The following is a 14,957-nucleotide window of genomic DNA, read 5'->3' on the forward strand; positions in this document are numbered from 1 at the left end:
AACACGGAGAACCGGTCGAAAAAGCTCTCCGTACATGATTTTTCGGTCACTTTTCGTCCAATGACGCTGTAGGTGCCTGGAAAATTGCAACTTGCCGCGGCTGCACGACAAGTTGATCGGAGCATCCCTAATAGCTCAATTTCTTATACGTTTTCATATTCCGCATGCTGATGTATTGATGTCAGCCCTGAGCTCATACGGTGGAGCTATTGCGCAGCACTTATACTGCAAAAAATTCATACCTCACATGCGTTACGCGTCACGCCAATCACTCCCAAGGCTGAGGCCTTTAATCAGTACTCAACCCTATGCTTTCTTTTTTCTGCGCCGTCAAGCGCTGCTCGGCGCTGTCGGACAGTGCTTTTACTGCACACGGCCTGACCTCTTGCGTCGCAATTCTATAAGACGCGTCGTGAAGGTCCCCTGTTTCTCGCGCTACCGCTCCCCCTACTCATGCAGACACAAAGCGGGACAGCACATGCTCCGCTCGAATCCGGAAAGGTGAGTGCAGCCTATTCCTTTAAGGCTTGGTACTGGTTCACGGTAGCGACTTTGCACGGAACTCCTCTTTCGTTTTCTTGCCTCGGGCGCGCAGGCTTCAATCACTGCCCCAAAGCCGCAAATTTACGCCATCGAAATCCCACGGTATGTGGAAGCGGGAGTTGGACGCTACAACCTTCCAACCTTCCAACGTTCCTTCGGAGGCGAGCTATAACCCCCCATACGCGCAGGTTGTACAGGACGGTCATACCCAGATGACCGTTTCCATATCCTTAAATTGACCCGTTATCGACCGCACTTACCAAATTCCCGAGGCTTGACAATGGCACACTGCTGTCTGCGGCGATGCGGCAACTTGGGGGTATCAGCAAACTGCAAGAACTAAAAAGCCCGCACGGCGCGGGCTTAATAGAGCGTTCTAGGTAAAATACTGAGACCCAAAAGCCTCAACCCCCCAACAAACTTATAGTTAACTGATTTCGTTACGCGGCAACACTTAATAATTCGCGGAATGCGGAACCTATCAATCAGTTATGTAAATTTCGTCAATGTGGTGCACCCTATCACCTTCAAAGAATATGCTCACGCCAGTTACATTAGGGTTGCCAGAGACCTTATAGGTAACTTTTTTATCAGTTAATACATTCAAAGCAATATCCAGAGGGACATCTAAAGTCAATTCCATTCGCAAATCGAAAGATTTATCTTGTACCGGAGCAATGACCAGCTTGGGTATCACGGCTGAATGAGGAACAGTAACAACGCCCTCGACACGAAAAAAATTATCGCCAGGCATACGGTTAATTCGAGCTTTCCAGTCTTTAGTTTCGACAATCATCATCAATATTCCTTTATTGAGTTATTGGACTTGCCGAATAAACATGCGCCCTCCAAGCAAAACTATCAACCTTAAGAACTCAATTCATCGTAATCGAATTTTTCAGCACGAGAACGCTGAAAATATACTACATGGAAATCAGAGATATTATATTGATAGCACTTCATACCCCCCTCAATATCACCCCTCGCCCGCCAGTTTTAGATTGGCATCGAGCACTTCGCAACAAAGCATTATGCAGATACACCGGCGACCCGCCGCAACGTGAGATGCTGGCCAAGCTCCCCCTGCTAACTGCCGTTGCGGCTAGATCTCGTCCACGCTGTAGACTTCTATGCGGTCGCAGGCAATAGTCGTTCACTGCCAAAATACTAGGCATGTGATACTTCGTTAAGTCTGAACACCACCATGTCCACTTCCATCTCTAAGCTGTATTTAAAAACAACTTTGGCATTTTTGAGCATTCCTGGAAGACGATAGATATCGTGTCCACCCGTCATGCCGAGAACGGGAACTTTGAACGGTGCCCTTGACTCCAACGGCGTGCCAAACTTGGAAATAATCCACCCCTGATTCATATAGCTTTTAAGTTCATAAGGTAATGTTCCCTTATAAAGGGATTCTCCTTCGAAACTTTCCAGCAAGCTAATAAAAATTTTTTCAAATCGTTTATTACTGGCCCAAAAGCCAAGCTCAACGCCCGGCGCCGTCATCATTGATAAGGTGTCACTGTCGTCGAACATGCCTATTGGCGGACCGCCCGGAAGATAAAGACCTGACGCGACCATTTCAGGATAGGTGCGTCCAAGACTTTTAACCAAGCCTTCTATCATTACTGCATTCATATCAACATAGGCCTTGTTGTTGATGATGATGATATTTGTGAAATTCGGGGCGTGCAGTTTTGATCTGCGCGTCGGTAAAATTTGCGCCCGCAAATACGTATAATCGTATCTGCCTAAGTGTCCTGGCCTATGAGGCTGAACACCAGTCCACTCACAGCCCATTCGAGGCTGTACTGGAATACAGTTTTGATATTTTTAATTGTATTTGAAAGACGATATGTATCCCCCCCCGTCATCCCAATCACTGGAATTTTGATAGGCCCTTTTGACTCTAAAGGCTCGCCGTAATGTGATCTTACCCAAGCTTGATCCATTCGACGTTGGAGCTGGTATGGCAAACACCCTTCGTATACCGAGTCGTCATTGAAGGTTTTAAGCAAATAGATATGGATTGATCCGAGGTGTTGATTGGCTAAAAAACCCAAATCTATCCCGGGTGCAGGCGACATATACGAGGTCTCATCGCCATCAAACATACCTTTGGGAGGCCCGCCCGGAAGATACATGCCGGATGCAGTCAATTCTGAGTAAGTACATCCAAGACTTTTAACCAAGTCATCAATCATTGCAGCATTCATATCAAAATAGGCCTTGTTGTTGATGATGTTTTCGAAAGTCGAGGCGCGCAGTTTTGATCTGCGCGCCGGGAAAATTTTCGCCCTCAAATACCTATGATCGTATCTGCCTACGTGCCCTGGCCTATTATGCTGAAAACGACTCCTTTCACCTCCAGTTCGGGATTGTACTGGAATACCGTCTCGATATTTTTAGCTGTATTCGGAAGGCGGTATGCATCCCAGCCCCCCGTCATTCCAAGTACTGGCATTCTGAAAGGAGCCTTAGACTCTAAAGGTTCGCCGTAATGAGATCTTACCCACGCTTGATCCATTTGACGTTGGAGCTGGTATGGCAAGCTCCCTTCATATGCTGGGCCGTCGTTCGAAGTTTTATGCAAATAAATATATACAGACCCAAGGTGTTTATTCGCTGAAAACCCCAAATCTATCCCAGGCGCAGGCGACATATACGAGGCCTCATCACCATCAAACATACCTTTGGGAGGCCCGCCCGGAAGATACATGCCGGAGGCAATCAATTCGGAGTAAGTGCGGCCAAGACTTTTAACCAAGTCATCAATCATTGCTGCGCTCATATCAATACCAGCCTTGTTGCTGATGGAGGTTGTGCAGGTCGGTACGTGCTGTTTCGATCTGCTCATCGGTAAAACCTTCGTCGAGTAGATAAGGCTTAATGGCGTTGAGATTGGAATCTACAGCTGCGCGCAGGTCAGCGGCATCCATAATTTGCTTAGCTTTGGTATTTCTACCGCCATATGTCTCACTGTACTTTTGGTGCGCCTCACGTGGAATAGCAATACTTGGCGCATTTTTCAGGATTTTTTTCAGGTCATCTGGAAGTATGCGTGGATCGATTGCAACCACATACTCCCTTAAAGCTCTTTGCGACGGCATGTGATCGATGTCGAGACCGTCCTTTGCACTCCGACTGGAAAGGTCATTAGCTGGGCCGACCTCCAGAGGATTGACCATCGGCTTTGCAAAAACAAGGTACAGCGACTTGATCCCGGAGTCCGCCGGGAAAGTGATGATGCAGTCCTCGACTGTGAACTCATCAATAGGCGAGCCCTCGATTTTGCTGTCGCCCCCTTCACTGATCGGGTGAACCAAAATGTTCGCCAGTTCATCGGTCACGCCTGGGTAACTGGTGGGTGCCGTTACCACGGCTCCTTTGTTCGGCGTCCAGATGATAGTGATCGAGCCGAGATGGGCTTCCATAGCACTTTTATCGGCGTTCCATTTGGCCTTGATCACCGGTACCGAGTCTTGACCTGACTGGGCGCTGGTGTGGATACCGTAGACCTGCAATGCCCCATTAGTGTCATTGCGAAACTGGAAGCGAACTCGCGTCGTGGCAGTACGCATGTCGCGCAATTGTTCTTCTGTATAGAAAGAATCGTCCCCGAGCATTGTCGGGGTCATGGCCATTATCAGCACGCGCCCTACAGGCCCCGCCGCGGTTTTAAGCGCCATCCCCGCCATTTCAAGTGACCAGACGAAACTTCTTAGAATGAGTTCTCCCGCGACTCTCCTCAACCCGACCTCGGTCGCGGAGGAAGCCATAATCATGGTTTTGCCGAAGTTCGTCGCGGGCTCACTGCCGGTACCGGCGTGGGTAGTACCCCAAGGGGCCGTGCTGATGGACTTGGCGAAGGTAAGGTCAGTCCGATTTTTGGGGGCTGGCCATTCCTCTTTCAACATGTAAACAGGATCTGGCTCAGGTATGGGACAGAAAAAACCACCGCCGCCCGCCGTATTGGAACTGTTTGTAACCAGCACCCAATCACCGTTTCTGACGGCATTGAGAATGTCCTGATTACTGTTGATTGTGTAATGCTCCCGCAAGAGTTCATCCAGCCCTTCGAGGTTTGACCGATTGCCCTCCAGCATTTTTCTAACAGTGCTCTCGGCAGAGTGTGACGACTCTGCATCACTCGCCCCGCGAGCAGTGCTTTTCATTAAACACATATTCCCTCAGCGCTTGAGTCATCTGCGGATGTTACTACGCAGGGTTAGACACACTTTGTAGGAACAGTCTGAATCTACCAGCACCCCGTTTTAATCTACCCCCACAACATCACCCCTCATTACTCGGCGCGGGCAAATCCGGCAAGTGAATCACCAGCCCGGCCTTGAACGGCTGCACCTCCTCGGCCAGCCCCTGATTGGCATTGAGCACGGCCTCGACCGAGCCATAGAGGTGGCCGTAGTAGTTCTGGCAGAGGGTGTCGAGTACGTCGCCGCTTTGAGCGGTTGCATGATCAGCAGGTGCGGGAATGGCTTCACCGCCTCGGCGCCCGGGGTCGCGTCTGCCCCCAGCGCGCCGGTGGGTAGGATGTTATTCAGTGACGGGCTGACTTTGCCTGCGATTTTGTTGATCGCAGTCGCGGCTTTGCACACCTGCTCTTTCAGCACGCCGAGGCGCTCCACAATTTGCGAGGCCGCCCGTGTGGCTTTGTTGTAGGTGGCCACCACCGCGCCGACCTTGGCCCCGACCGCAGGGCCAATGAACGGCAAGTCGCTCAGTTCGGAGCCGGCGCCGGTGATTTCGTCAATGGCGCCGTTCACCGGCCCAAGCATGCCGTCCAGGCTACGACGCCCGGTTTCCCCCGCTGCAGTCAGGCACTTCAACCCCGACTGCAGATCTTCCATGTAGGCCATGGCGGCGGCGTTGACCACAAACACCTTTTACGGCCCCGAGTCTTCGTTGCCGCCTTGCTCGTTATCGTCATCACCGTCCTTTTTACCGCCGAACACTTTCAACCCGATCTCAGCGAGGGCCAGGACCTAGGAGCCCTTGCAACCTTCCTTATTGTCATCACCGGCGTTATTAAAGCCCTTCGCGCCACTGCGAGAGTGCTTATACCCCACGTAACGCGGCGCCGGGCAGCGCGTGTTGATGCAACGCTAAACACTCAAAACCGCCCGCTCGCGCAGCTTGTGGTGGGGTATGGGCACGCTCCCGAGATTATGCGTTCTCGCAACGATCAGTCTTTTTTCACAGTCCGGCGTCCAAGGGGCTTCGATGGAAACTGAATTCCAGTCCGAGAAAGAGTTGGCCGAGCTGACAGACTATAAAACTCGGGGCTATTAGCGCTAATGGTTGAAAGATCGCGGCTGGGTGTTCTTAGAAAGCCGTGGTGGCCGGCCATTGGTGGGCAGGATGTTCACCCGCATGAAGCTGGGCATCGAACCGCCAACGCTAACAGCGTCTGCACCCGCGACATCAATCTGAAGAAGGCTCCCCGAACGCAGAAGGACAACTTGGCAGAACTGAAAAAGCTGCGCGAGCTGTTCGATGATGCCCCGATCGACTCGATCACGCCGGCGACAATTGCCGGATACCGGGACGCCCGGACTGCCAAGGTTCGGACCAACCGCGAGATCGCCACTTTGTCCCACGTGTTCAACATGGTCAGAGAGTGGGGCATCACTACCAAAGAGAATCCATGTCAGAGGGTGCGTAAAAAACAAGGAAAAGCCGAGGGATTACTATGCCAATGATGTTGTGTGGGACCCGGTGTATAAAAAAGCGCCGCCAGCACTGAAGGAAGCGATGGATCTGGCTTACCTCACACGGCAAAGGCCTGCTGACGTACTCATGATGCGAAGGGATGACGGGATGGAGAATAGTCTGGGAGCCCTACTTCGCGTGATTGCTGAGCGCAATGCTTAGCAAAGCTCGAGCTACCTTGTAGTGAGCAAGCATGGCAAGCGCATGACCGCAGCCATGTTGCGTAAGCGATGGGATGAAGCGAGAGAGCAAGCCATGAAAGCTGCGATTGAGGGAGAGGATCTATTGCTTGCCGGCCGGATTGCTGCTTTCCATTTCCGGGACATACGCCCTAAAGCTGCCTCTGAAATCAAGAATATTGAAGACGCCAGCATGCTCTTGGGACACACAAAAAGCGACATTACAAAACGGGTTTACAGGCTGCTTGGTACTACCGCGAAGCCTTCAAAATAGCGCTAGTTTCGGAACGCCTAGCAGTCCGGCGCCGTCTTCCCCAAACCCCAGAAACGACAAAGCCCGCCAAAAGGCGGGCTCTGCGGTGTAGCAATATGGCGGAGGCGATGGGATTCGAACTCATGGACCTGTTACAGTCGACGGTTTTCAAGACCGTTGCCTTAAACCACTCGGCCACACCTCCTAACGTTGTTGCGGACGCCATAATACCTGAACGAAACACGTTGTCAAACTCTCTTGATCGCTTGTTGCAGAGCCTCTGCTATGATCTTTGCTACTTAACATTTCAATACACAGGAGTATCGCCATGCGCGAACAGGATTACGCAGTTAATAACAGCGTGCAGGCCGAGCAGCTAGAGGTTAGCCGCGTCCTGCGCAACACTTATGGTTTACTGGCTTTGACCCTGGCTTTCAGCGGTGTGATGGCGTTCGTAGCGCAGCAGATGCGCGTCGGCTACCCAAACATTTTCGTTGTATTGATCGGCTTTTATGGCCTTTTCTTTCTCACCAACAAGCTGCGTGACTCGGTATGGGGTTTGGTGTCGACGTTTGCACTGACCGGTTTTATGGGTTTCCTGCTCGGTCCGATCCTTAACCGTTACCTGGGCATGCAAGGCGGCGCTGAGGTTGTAGCTTCTGCCTTTGCGATGACGGCACTGGTTTTCGGCGGTCTGTCTGCTTACGTATTAATCACCCGTAAAGACATGAGCTTCCTGGGCGGCTTCATCACTGCCGGTTTCTTTGTTCTGCTGGGCGCAACGCTGGCAAGCTTCTTCTTTCAGATTAGCGGCTTGCAGTTGGCTATCAGCGCCGGGTTTGTTCTGTTCTCTTCGGTCTGCATTTTGTTCCAGACCAGCGCCATCATTAATGGCGGCGAGCGTAACTACATCATGGCGACCATTAGCCTGTATGTTTCGATCTACAACCTGTTCATCAGCTTGCTGCAAATTTTCGGCATCATGAGCCGCGACGACTGATTGAACCAACGTTTGGCAAAAGCCCGCTTCGGCGGGCTTTTTGTTGCCTTGTGCAAGCATGTTTAGCTTTGGGGCTTTATCATTGTGCGAGTTTTGCAGAGAGCCACCCATGAAATTTGCTATCGCCCTATATGCTGCGGCCCATGCCCCATCTTCCCGTCGAGCCCTGCGCTTTGCCGAAGCCGTTGTGGCGGGTGGGCATGAAATTGTGCGTCTTTTCTTCTATCAGGACGGGGTGCACAGCGCGTCGAGCAACATCGTGACACCCCAAGATGAGCCTGATCTCGCACAGCAATGGGCCGCTTTTGTGACTCGGCACCAACTGGATGGCGTGGTCTGCATTGCCGCCGCCTTGCGTCGAGGTGTGTTGAATGATGCAGAGGCCACCCGCTATCAGCGCTCTGCAGTGAACTTGAAAGCGCCTTGGGATTTGTCCGGCCTGGGGCAATTGCACGATGCCATTCAGACCGCGGATCGACTGATTTGCTTCGGAGGGGATTAAAATGCCCAAGTCTTTACTGATTATCAGCCGACAAGCCCCGTGGTCTGGTCTGGGAGCGCGCGAAGCTTTGGACATCGCGCTTGCGGGCGGCGCCTTCGACCTCCCTATTGGACTTCTATTTCTCGACGACGGCGTGTTTCAACTGTTGCCCCGGCAACACCCCACCGCCCTTGAGCAAAAGAACCTGACGGCCAATTTGCAGGCTTTGTCGATGTTCGGCGTTGACGAATTGTTCGCATGCGATTCCAGCCTGAACGAGCGCGGACTCGTAAACACAACGTTGGCTGTGGAGGGCGTGCAGACGCTGTCCCCGACACAAATCAGCGATCTCATCGCCCGTCATGACCAGGTGATAACCCTTTGATGTCGACCTTACACGTTTTGAGCCAATCTCCCTTTTCTGATACGCGTCTCGGAAGTTGCCTGCGCCTACTCTCGGCTAATGACGGCCTTTTGCTCTGCGGCGATGCGGTATATGCCCTGCAACCGGGCACCCTTCCACGCGAGACGCTCGATAAAATGAGCCCGGCGCTCAAGCTGTACGTGCTCGATGAAGACCTTCAAGCGCGCAACCTCCTGCACCCGGAGTGGGTCACCCGCATCGACTACCCGGCATTTGTCGCGCTGTCCCTTCACTATGACAAGGTCAACACCTGGCTATGACGGTCCTCACTCTCGATAACAGAACCATTGAGCTGGACAAGGACGGTTATCTGGCCGATTTGAATGACTGGTCGCCCGAGGTTGCCACGGCACTGGCGGTGCAAAATGACATCGAGTTGACCCCGGAACACTGGGAAATTCTGCAGCTGCTGCGCAACTTCTACCAAGAGTTTCAGCTCTCGCCCGCCACGCGGCCTTTAATCAAATACACCGCGCTCAAACTGGGTGCTGAAAAAGGCAACAGTTTGCACCTCAATCGCCTGTTCAATGGCACCCCTGCCAAACTCGCCGCAAAACTGGCGGGCCTGCCCAAACCGACCAATTGCCTATGAACATACTTGCTCCGCTGACGCTCACCACGCCCGCCGAACACCCTTTCGCTCAATTCGTACGCATTTTGGGCAAAGGCAAACGCGGCGCGCGCAACCTGACCCGCGATGAAGCGCGTGAAGCAATGGGGATGCTACTCGACAAGAAAACCGAAGAGACACAGTTGGGCGCCTTCCTGATGCTGCTCAGGCATAAGGAAGAAAGCCCTCAAGAGCTGGCTGGCTTTGTGGACGCTGTGCGCGAGCGGCTTTGCGCGCCGAAAATTCATGTCGATATCGACTGGCCCACCTACGCGGGCAAAAAACGTCACCTACCTTGGTACCTGCTTTGCGCCAAATGCCTGGCACAAAACGGTGTGCGCATCCTGATGCATGGCGGTGGCGCTCACACGGCCGGCCGACTTTACAGCGAGCAGCTGCTCGACGAATTGAACATCCCGTTGTGCCGTGACTGGGCACAGGTGCAGGACGCGTTGCAGCAGTGCAATCTGGCCTTTTTCCCTTTGCAGGACTGGGCACCGCAGTTGCAACACATGATCGACTTGCGCAACACGCTAGGCCTTCGCTCGCCAATCCACTCATTGGCGCGCCTGCTGAATCCCCTCGAGGCCCGCTGTGGACTGCAAAGCATTTTCCATCCGGGCTATCAAAGCGTGCATCGGGAAGCCAGCGCGCTGCTAGGGGATACCTGCATTGTGGTTAAAGGCGATGGCGGTGAAATCGAGATTAACCCCGACGCCATCAGCCACCTTTACGGCACGGAATCGGGCGTCCACTGGGACGAAGAATGGCCAGCGTTGTCGGCACAGCGACACGTAAAACCCGCCTTTCTGGACACCCGACAGCTCAACGCGTTTTGGCGCGGCGACCTAGAAGACAGCTATGCGAAAAAGGCACTGTTATCGACCATGGCTCTGGCGTTGCGCGGCCTTGGTATGCCCCGAGAACAGGCTTTTGTGACAGCCAACACGTACTGGGAAAACCGCAACAAATCGATTTAATCGATAGGTAAAGCCCAGGTTTTGCGCTATTCGCTCGAACTCAGACCTTTAGACTGAACGCCAAAGCCAAACCGCCAGGAGCTTCACATGGGCTTATTGATCGATGGCCGTTGGCATGACCAATGGTATGAGAGCAGCAAAGACGGCGCGTTCCAACGAGAGCAGGCACAGCGCAGAAACTGGATCACGCCCGATGGTGCGCCCGGCCCAACTGGGACTGGCGGTTTCATACCCGAAGCAGGTCGCTATCATCTCTATGTCTCCCTGGCTTGCCCATGGGCTCATCGCACGCTGATAACCCGCACACTTAAGGGCCTTGAATCATTGATCGGCGTGTCGGTCGTCAGCTGGCTGATGCTGGAAAATGGCTGGACGTTTGATCCTGCGTTCGGTTCCAGCGGCGACCCCTTGTACAACGCTGACTTCCTGCATCAGTTGTACACCCGGGATACCCCCGGTTACACCGGCCGCGTAACCGTACCGGTGCTTTGGGACACCCATCTAAAGCGCATCGTCAGCAACGAATCGGCGGACATCATTCGCATGTTCAACAACGCCTTTGACCACCTGACGGGCAACCGGCTGGACCTATACCCGAGCTCAATGGCTACCGACGTCGATGGCTGGAATGAACGTATCTACCCGGCTCTCAATAACGGCGTATATCGCGCCGGTTTTGCCACGTCCCAAGCGGCGTATGAAACCGCATTCGACGATGTGTTCAGCGAACTCAACCACGTCGAACGGCACCTGGCAGAACATCGCTATTTGGTCGGTGAATACCTGACGGAAGCAGACATCCGTCTGTTCACCACCCTTATCCGATTCGACGCGGTCTATTACAGCCACTTCAAATGCAATGAGCGCAGAATCGATGATTACCTCAACCTGTCCAATTGGCTGCGCGAGCTGTACCAATGGCCCGGTATCAGTGAAACCGTTAATTTCACTCACATTAAAGGTCATTACTACGCCAGCCACCGCACGATTAACCCCACAGGAATCATCCCCAAAGGGCCAGATCTGAGTATTACCGCAGCCCACGACCGTGAGCACTTGAAGGGAAGCGGAATTTTTACTCGCTAGCGCCTAAGCACGTTTCAATACTGGCACCGGGCGGCGGGTGCCAGTAGCATCTGCGCATTGATCAAGAGAACGCCTCATGCTTATCCCTTACGACCAGCTTGAACCCGACACACTGACCCACCTTATCGAAGATTTCGTCAGCCGCGATGGCACTGACAATGGCGACGATACCCCTCAAGAAACCCGCGTGCTGCGCGTTCGACAAGCTTTGAACAAAGGTCAGGCGGTGATTTTTTTTGACCTTGAAAGCCAGCAATGCCAGTTAATGGCCAAGCATGCCGTGCCCAAAGAGTTCTTTGATTAACCTTTGTGCGCTGGGTGACTGGATACCCCACCACCCTGCTGTTGACGAATACGTTCATAGACCTCGGACCGATGCACATTCACGTCTTTAGGCGCTTCTATACCCAAGCGCACATGATTGCCATTGACGGCAACAATCCGGACCGTGATGTCTTGGTTGATCGAAATGTATTCGCCGACTGAACGGCTCAAAATCAGCATGGCGCTCATCTCTGCTTGATGGGTGGCCATCAAGACTGCATCGCGCAAAAACACGCTTCAATCCCTACAACAAAAAACATCCGCGCCCTACTTCTACACCGAACAATTCCTACCTAGAAAAAACCAAAGACCTATACACTGACTCGTAAAGCACCCACCTGAACGTCCGCTCAAGCGCTGGTGAAACGCGGCCCCAGCAAAATGACGGTCGCACCGATTACGCACAGCCCTACCCCGACCCAATCGGTGGTCAGCGGCCTGGCTTTTTCTATCACTGCCAACCAGGCGATGGACGTGATGATGTAAATACCGCCATAAGCGGCGTAAGCGCGGCCTGCATACGACGCTTCCACCTTGGTCAGTAACAAGGCGAACAGCGTCAGGCTCAACACCGCAGGCACAATCCACCACGCACTCTTACCCTGCCGCAGCCACATCCAGAAGCCATAACAACCGGCAATCTCAAACAGCGCGGCCAAAAAAAACCAGACGTAATTAAGCATATGCAACCTCTGTCGATGGGCAGGCGCGCCACCCTACCTGCGCGCCCGGGCCTGGGCAATACCCGTTTCTTTTGAATCAACTTAAATAAGTTTGAATTAATCCACCATCGCCACAGTCGGACGTTATAAGCACTGCACAACCTTGTTTCTCAAGCAGCGCCCTTTGAACCTTGCATGTTGCTTGATCACATTAATAAGGAATTCATCATGACCACGATTCTTCTCATCGTCCTGATTCTGCTGTTGGTAGGCGGTCTGCCCGTGTTTCCTCACTCGAAAAGTTGGGGTTATGGACCTTCAGGGATTATTGGTGCCGTACTGGTCGTGCTTTTGATTCTGTTGTTACTGGGCAAGATCTAGCGCTTCACCCTGCGACACGCGCAATAAAAAAGAGGCCCTTGGGCCTCTTTTTTATTGCGTCATCGTTTACTTGGGATCTGCTACGCCAGCAGTGTTATCCAGCAAACTTTTGGTCGCTGTCTGCAAGAATGATTCGAGCTTTTGCTTGAGCGCGGCTTCCTGTGCAGAGTCCGTCACTACCTTGGCCTCAGGATTGGCACCCAGCGTGTATTGCCACACCTTGGCCGGCATGTCTTTGGGCTGAACCAGCAGATGGTCATCGCTAATGATGGCGACCGTCTGATCGCTACCCGAAGGTTTGATCACACCACTGCCCTTGTCGCCCGCCGGCAGGGTCAGCAGGTCACGTCCCCAGCATTGCTGGCGGAACTCGCCGCCCAGACGCCCCATGATGGTCGGCACGATGTCGACCTGAGTACCGACGATATCGCTACGCGGACCGAATTTCTCCTGAATGCCCGGGCCAATGAACAGCAGCGGCACGTTGAAGCGACCCAAATCCATTTCGGAAATTTGCTGCTCATTACCAAAGCCGTGGTCGCCTACGATCACGAACAGGGTTTCCTTGAAGTACGGTTCCTTGCGGGCCTTCTCAAAGAACTGGCCCAACGCCCAGTCCGAGTAGCGCATGGCCGTCAAATGCTCGTTCAGCGACCCGCGATCAGTAACGGGCTCAACCGGCAAGGGGGTTGGCAGCGCATAAGGCGTGTGGTTGGACAATGTTTGCAGCAGTGCATAGAAAGGCGCTTTGCCTTCACGTTTTTTCAGCTCTTCAAGCCCACGGTTGAACATGTCCTGATCGGACACCCCCCATGTAGGATCAGAGAACACTGGATCAACGAAATCGTTCCTCCCAACGAAGGTCGTCATACCCTGGTTGCTGAAGAAACCGGACTGGTTGTCCCAGGCAAAGTCGCCGTTATAGACATACACGTCATCAAAGTTGCGGGCGCCCAGCAGCTCCGGCAAGCCCGACAGCTTGTGGCTACCCTCAGGGGTCTGCATCAGGTATTCAAAACCCGGCAGGTTCGGGAAGCACGCCATCGTGGCAAACATGCCCTGATGGGTGTGCGTACCGTTGGAGAAAAAGCGCTCAAACAGCAGCCCCTCTTTCGACAGCGCGTCGAAGTAAGGCGTGATATTGCCCGGACGACCCAGCGCACCGACCGAATGGCCTGCAAAACTTTCCATCAGGATCACCACCACGTTCTTGATCGGCAGCGTTTGCTCTGCCGGTGGCGTGGTGTCGCGACGCACAGGGGCGGTATCGGGATCGACCAGCTTGTCGTGTTCGGTCAGCAGCATGTCACGCACTGTGCCTACCGCGACGGGGTCTTCAAGCGTGGCCTTCCAGATGTTGGTGCGCTCGTCTGAGAACCGGCTTTTGGCTGCGGCAATCAATGACAACGAACCGTTGAGACCCAACTGGTTAGCGAAGTTGGAATCCGTGGTGTAGGCATCTCCCCAACGCAGCGGAGGACCTTGACGCAACGTGCCGCGTGCTGCGACCACGCACACCAACAGCACCACAACGAACACAGCAATGCGCGCATACCAAGGGGCGGCAGCGCGAACCGCGCCTGTACCCGCGGCAGGCATTGGCGGACGCGTCACGCGGTCCACACCACGGAATGCAACGTACAGCACCCAAGTGCCCACCGCCCACGCAAGCAAATAACGCACTACCGGGAAGCCATACCAAAGCATGCTCATCACGGTTTTGGGGTCTTCCTTCACATACTGGAATACCAGACCGTTAAGCCGTTGGTGGAATTCACGGTAGAAGTCCATCTCCATCAGGCCCAAAAACAGCGCCAGGCTTGACGCCGCCGTCAACCAGAAGCGCATCACACCGCGCAGGGCCATCGCTTTCACGCTGAGCAAAGCCAACAGCAGCGGAATGCTGAGGTACACCACGATTCGCAGGTCAAAACGCAAGCCGTTAGCGAACGCTTCCAGGAAAGTCGACGCGGGTGTGTCGAGGATCATTTCACGGTTATAAACCAGCAATGCAACCCTCAGCAGGGTAAACATCACCATCATGACCAACGCGCATAACAGCGTAAAAGCCAGATGCGATTTGACGGTCGGTTGCAACACACGCATGCCAGCGTTGGGTTGTCTTAGGGCGTCCGGGTTTGCCATGTCGTTTTAGGACCCATTGATTCGGTTGGTGTGACATCGAGTGCGCATCTTGCCCCATGGCAACGCTGCCGCGAGGCAGTGCCGTGGAGTGGTCATGCGCGGTGGGCAAATGTTGCACGATCCCCGGTGGTTTACCACTGGAGAGGTGCGGGAGCA

18 protein-coding genes, 1 tRNA gene and 2 pseudogenes are annotated in these 14,957 nt (G+C 53.5%); 10 read left to right on the forward strand and 11 right to left on the reverse strand.

Annotated elements, in window-relative coordinates; translation table 11 throughout:
- Window positions 1-1,024 precede the first annotated feature (1,024 nt).
- The 7 genes and pseudogenes from HBN61_RS01100 to HBN61_RS01130 all read right to left on the reverse strand — a co-directional run.
- Window positions 1,025-1,342 carry a hypothetical protein gene (locus HBN61_RS01100; protein WP_346266450.1) on the reverse strand — a complete coding sequence of 106 codons (318 nt, stop codon included), beginning with the start codon at window positions 1,340-1,342 and terminating at the stop codon, window positions 1,025-1,027.
- A 368-nt stretch (window positions 1,343-1,710) separates the two neighbouring features.
- A complete protein-coding gene (locus HBN61_RS01105; RefSeq protein ID WP_170046074.1) occupies window positions 1,711-2,184 on the reverse strand; it encodes a DUF6392 family protein in 474 nt (157 codons plus the stop codon).
- Window positions 2,185-2,297: 113 nt separating this feature from the next.
- The gene (locus HBN61_RS01110) at window positions 2,298-2,762 is read right to left on the reverse strand and encodes a DUF6392 family protein (protein WP_170046075.1); all 465 of its coding nucleotides are present in this window, start codon (window positions 2,760-2,762) and stop codon (window positions 2,298-2,300) included.
- A gap of 107 nt (window positions 2,763-2,869) precedes the next feature.
- Window positions 2,870-3,337: a DUF6392 family protein gene (locus HBN61_RS01115; protein WP_169893061.1), complete on the reverse strand. Its 468-nt coding sequence runs from the start codon at window positions 3,335-3,337 to the stop codon at window positions 2,870-2,872.
- Between the two features lies 1 nt (window position 3,338).
- Entirely contained in the window at window positions 3,339-4,721 is a 1,383-nt protein-coding gene (locus tag HBN61_RS01120; RefSeq protein WP_262498661.1) for an S-type pyocin domain-containing protein, read from the reverse strand.
- 118 nt (window positions 4,722-4,839) lie between these two features.
- Window positions 4,840-5,040, reverse strand: a complete 201-nt coding sequence (locus HBN61_RS01125) for a tail protein X (protein WP_170046076.1) — start codon at window positions 5,038-5,040, stop codon at window positions 4,840-4,842.
- Window positions 5,007-5,423, reverse strand: a pseudogene (locus HBN61_RS01130) (phage tail protein); the annotation flags it as partial. The pseudogene HBN61_RS01130 and the gene HBN61_RS01125, both read right to left, overlap by 34 nt.
- Before the next feature lie 558 nt (window positions 5,424-5,981).
- Here HBN61_RS01130 and HBN61_RS01135 point away from each other — a divergent pair.
- A pseudogene (locus HBN61_RS01135) lies at window positions 5,982-6,729 on the forward strand (phage integrase); the annotation flags it as partial.
- A gap of 96 nt (window positions 6,730-6,825) precedes the next feature.
- On the opposite strand, the gene HBN61_RS01140 reads toward HBN61_RS01135, so the two are convergent.
- Window positions 6,826-6,913: transfer RNA gene (locus HBN61_RS01140), tRNA-Ser, on the reverse strand.
- A gap of 123 nt (window positions 6,914-7,036) precedes the next feature.
- Between HBN61_RS01140 and HBN61_RS01145 the strand changes: the two genes are divergently transcribed.
- From HBN61_RS01145 to HBN61_RS01180, 8 genes are all read left to right on the forward strand, one after another.
- Window positions 7,037-7,708 (forward strand): Bax inhibitor-1/YccA family protein, encoded by a 672-nt coding sequence (locus tag HBN61_RS01145; RefSeq protein ID WP_047276250.1) that lies wholly within the window; start codon window positions 7,037-7,039, stop codon window positions 7,706-7,708.
- Window positions 7,709-7,817: 109 nt separating this feature from the next.
- Window positions 7,818-8,210, forward strand: a complete 393-nt coding sequence (gene tusD, locus HBN61_RS01150; RefSeq protein WP_094994658.1) for a sulfurtransferase complex subunit TusD — start codon at window positions 7,818-7,820, stop codon at window positions 8,208-8,210.
- A gap of 1 nt (window position 8,211) precedes the next feature.
- Window positions 8,212-8,574 carry a sulfurtransferase complex subunit TusC gene (gene tusC / locus HBN61_RS01155; protein WP_094994657.1) on the forward strand — a complete coding sequence of 121 codons (363 nt, stop codon included), beginning with the start codon at window positions 8,212-8,214 and terminating at the stop codon, window positions 8,572-8,574.
- Window positions 8,574-8,873, forward strand: coding sequence for a sulfurtransferase complex subunit TusB (gene tusB / locus HBN61_RS01160; RefSeq protein ID WP_094994656.1), 300 nt, complete (start codon window positions 8,574-8,576; stop codon window positions 8,871-8,873). Before tusC ends, tusB begins: the two co-directional genes overlap by 1 nt.
- The gene (locus HBN61_RS01165) at window positions 8,870-9,205 is read left to right on the forward strand and encodes a TusE/DsrC/DsvC family sulfur relay protein (protein WP_094994655.1); all 336 of its coding nucleotides are present in this window, start codon (window positions 8,870-8,872) and stop codon (window positions 9,203-9,205) included. Before tusB ends, HBN61_RS01165 begins: the two co-directional genes overlap by 4 nt.
- Window positions 9,202-10,203, forward strand: coding sequence for a glycosyl transferase family protein (locus HBN61_RS01170; RefSeq protein WP_094994654.1), 1,002 nt, complete (start codon window positions 9,202-9,204; stop codon window positions 10,201-10,203). Before HBN61_RS01165 ends, HBN61_RS01170 begins: the two co-directional genes overlap by 4 nt.
- A gap of 87 nt (window positions 10,204-10,290) precedes the next feature.
- Window positions 10,291-11,289, forward strand: coding sequence for a glutathione S-transferase family protein (locus tag HBN61_RS01175; protein WP_170046009.1), 999 nt, complete (start codon window positions 10,291-10,293; stop codon window positions 11,287-11,289).
- Window positions 11,290-11,365: 76 nt separating this feature from the next.
- A complete protein-coding gene (locus tag HBN61_RS01180; RefSeq protein ID WP_169893051.1) occupies window positions 11,366-11,593 on the forward strand; it encodes a YheU family protein in 228 nt (75 codons plus the stop codon).
- On the opposite strand, the gene csrA is transcribed toward HBN61_RS01180, so the two are convergent.
- Entirely contained in the window at window positions 11,590-11,793 is a 204-nt protein-coding gene (csrA, locus tag HBN61_RS01185; RefSeq protein ID WP_170046077.1) for a carbon storage regulator CsrA, read from the reverse strand. The genes HBN61_RS01180 and csrA overlap by 4 nt on opposite strands.
- Before the next feature lie 170 nt (window positions 11,794-11,963).
- Entirely contained in the window at window positions 11,964-12,296 is a 333-nt protein-coding gene (locus tag HBN61_RS01190; RefSeq protein WP_094994651.1) for a YnfA family protein, read from the reverse strand.
- A gap of 207 nt (window positions 12,297-12,503) precedes the next feature.
- Between HBN61_RS01190 and HBN61_RS01195 the strand changes: the two genes are divergently transcribed.
- Window positions 12,504-12,656, forward strand: a complete 153-nt coding sequence (locus tag HBN61_RS01195; protein ID WP_047294031.1) for a DUF3309 family protein — start codon at window positions 12,504-12,506, stop codon at window positions 12,654-12,656.
- A 66-nt stretch (window positions 12,657-12,722) separates the two neighbouring features.
- Here HBN61_RS01195 and HBN61_RS01200 read toward each other — a convergent pair whose 3' ends face one another.
- Complete coding sequence (locus HBN61_RS01200; protein WP_094994650.1) at window positions 12,723-14,801, reverse strand: LTA synthase family protein; 2,079 nt, start codon at window positions 14,799-14,801, stop codon at window positions 12,723-12,725.
- Between the last annotated feature and the right edge of the window lie 156 nt (window positions 14,802-14,957).

This window comes from Pseudomonas sp. WS 5071 (assembly GCF_012985765.1).
GTDB classification, from domain to species: domain Bacteria; phylum Pseudomonadota; class Gammaproteobacteria; order Pseudomonadales; family Pseudomonadaceae; genus Aquipseudomonas; species Aquipseudomonas lundensis_A.

What these genes read in the sequence shown, in the direction of transcription:
- HBN61_RS01100 (WP_346266450.1), bottom strand. Translation starts at nt 1,342, where the DNA reads ATGATGATTGTCGAAACTAAAGACTGGAAAGCTCGAATTAACCGTATG.
- HBN61_RS01105 (WP_170046074.1), bottom strand. Translation starts at nt 2,184, where the DNA reads ATGAATGCAGTAATGATAGAAGGCTTGGTTAAAAGTCTTGGACGCACC.
- HBN61_RS01110 (WP_170046075.1), bottom strand. Translation starts at nt 2,762, where the DNA reads ATGAATGCTGCAATGATTGATGACTTGGTTAAAAGTCTTGGATGTACT.
- HBN61_RS01115 (WP_169893061.1), bottom strand. Translation starts at nt 3,337, where the DNA reads ATGAGCGCAGCAATGATTGATGACTTGGTTAAAAGTCTTGGCCGCACT.
- HBN61_RS01120 (WP_262498661.1), bottom strand. Translation starts at nt 4,721, where the DNA reads ATGAAAAGCACTGCTCGCGGGGCGAGTGATGCAGAGTCGTCACACTCT.
- HBN61_RS01145 (WP_047276250.1), top strand. Translation starts at nt 7,037, where the DNA reads ATGCGCGAACAGGATTACGCAGTTAATAACAGCGTGCAGGCCGAGCAG.
- tusD (WP_094994658.1), top strand. Translation starts at nt 7,818, where the DNA reads ATGAAATTTGCTATCGCCCTATATGCTGCGGCCCATGCCCCATCTTCC.
- tusC (WP_094994657.1), top strand. Translation starts at nt 8,212, where the DNA reads ATGCCCAAGTCTTTACTGATTATCAGCCGACAAGCCCCGTGGTCTGGT.
- tusB (WP_094994656.1), top strand. Translation starts at nt 8,574, where the DNA reads ATGTCGACCTTACACGTTTTGAGCCAATCTCCCTTTTCTGATACGCGT.
- HBN61_RS01165 (WP_094994655.1), top strand. Translation starts at nt 8,870, where the DNA reads ATGACGGTCCTCACTCTCGATAACAGAACCATTGAGCTGGACAAGGAC.
- HBN61_RS01170 (WP_094994654.1), top strand. Translation starts at nt 9,202, where the DNA reads ATGAACATACTTGCTCCGCTGACGCTCACCACGCCCGCCGAACACCCT.
- HBN61_RS01175 (WP_170046009.1), top strand. Translation starts at nt 10,291, where the DNA reads ATGGGCTTATTGATCGATGGCCGTTGGCATGACCAATGGTATGAGAGC.
- HBN61_RS01180 (WP_169893051.1), top strand. Translation starts at nt 11,366, where the DNA reads ATGCTTATCCCTTACGACCAGCTTGAACCCGACACACTGACCCACCTT.
- csrA (WP_170046077.1), bottom strand. Translation starts at nt 11,793, where the DNA reads ATGCTGATTTTGAGCCGTTCAGTCGGCGAATACATTTCGATCAACCAA.
- HBN61_RS01190 (WP_094994651.1), bottom strand. Translation starts at nt 12,296, where the DNA reads ATGCTTAATTACGTCTGGTTTTTTTTGGCCGCGCTGTTTGAGATTGCC.
- HBN61_RS01195 (WP_047294031.1), top strand. Translation starts at nt 12,504, where the DNA reads ATGACCACGATTCTTCTCATCGTCCTGATTCTGCTGTTGGTAGGCGGT.
- HBN61_RS01200 (WP_094994650.1), bottom strand. Translation starts at nt 14,801, where the DNA reads ATGGCAAACCCGGACGCCCTAAGACAACCCAACGCTGGCATGCGTGTG.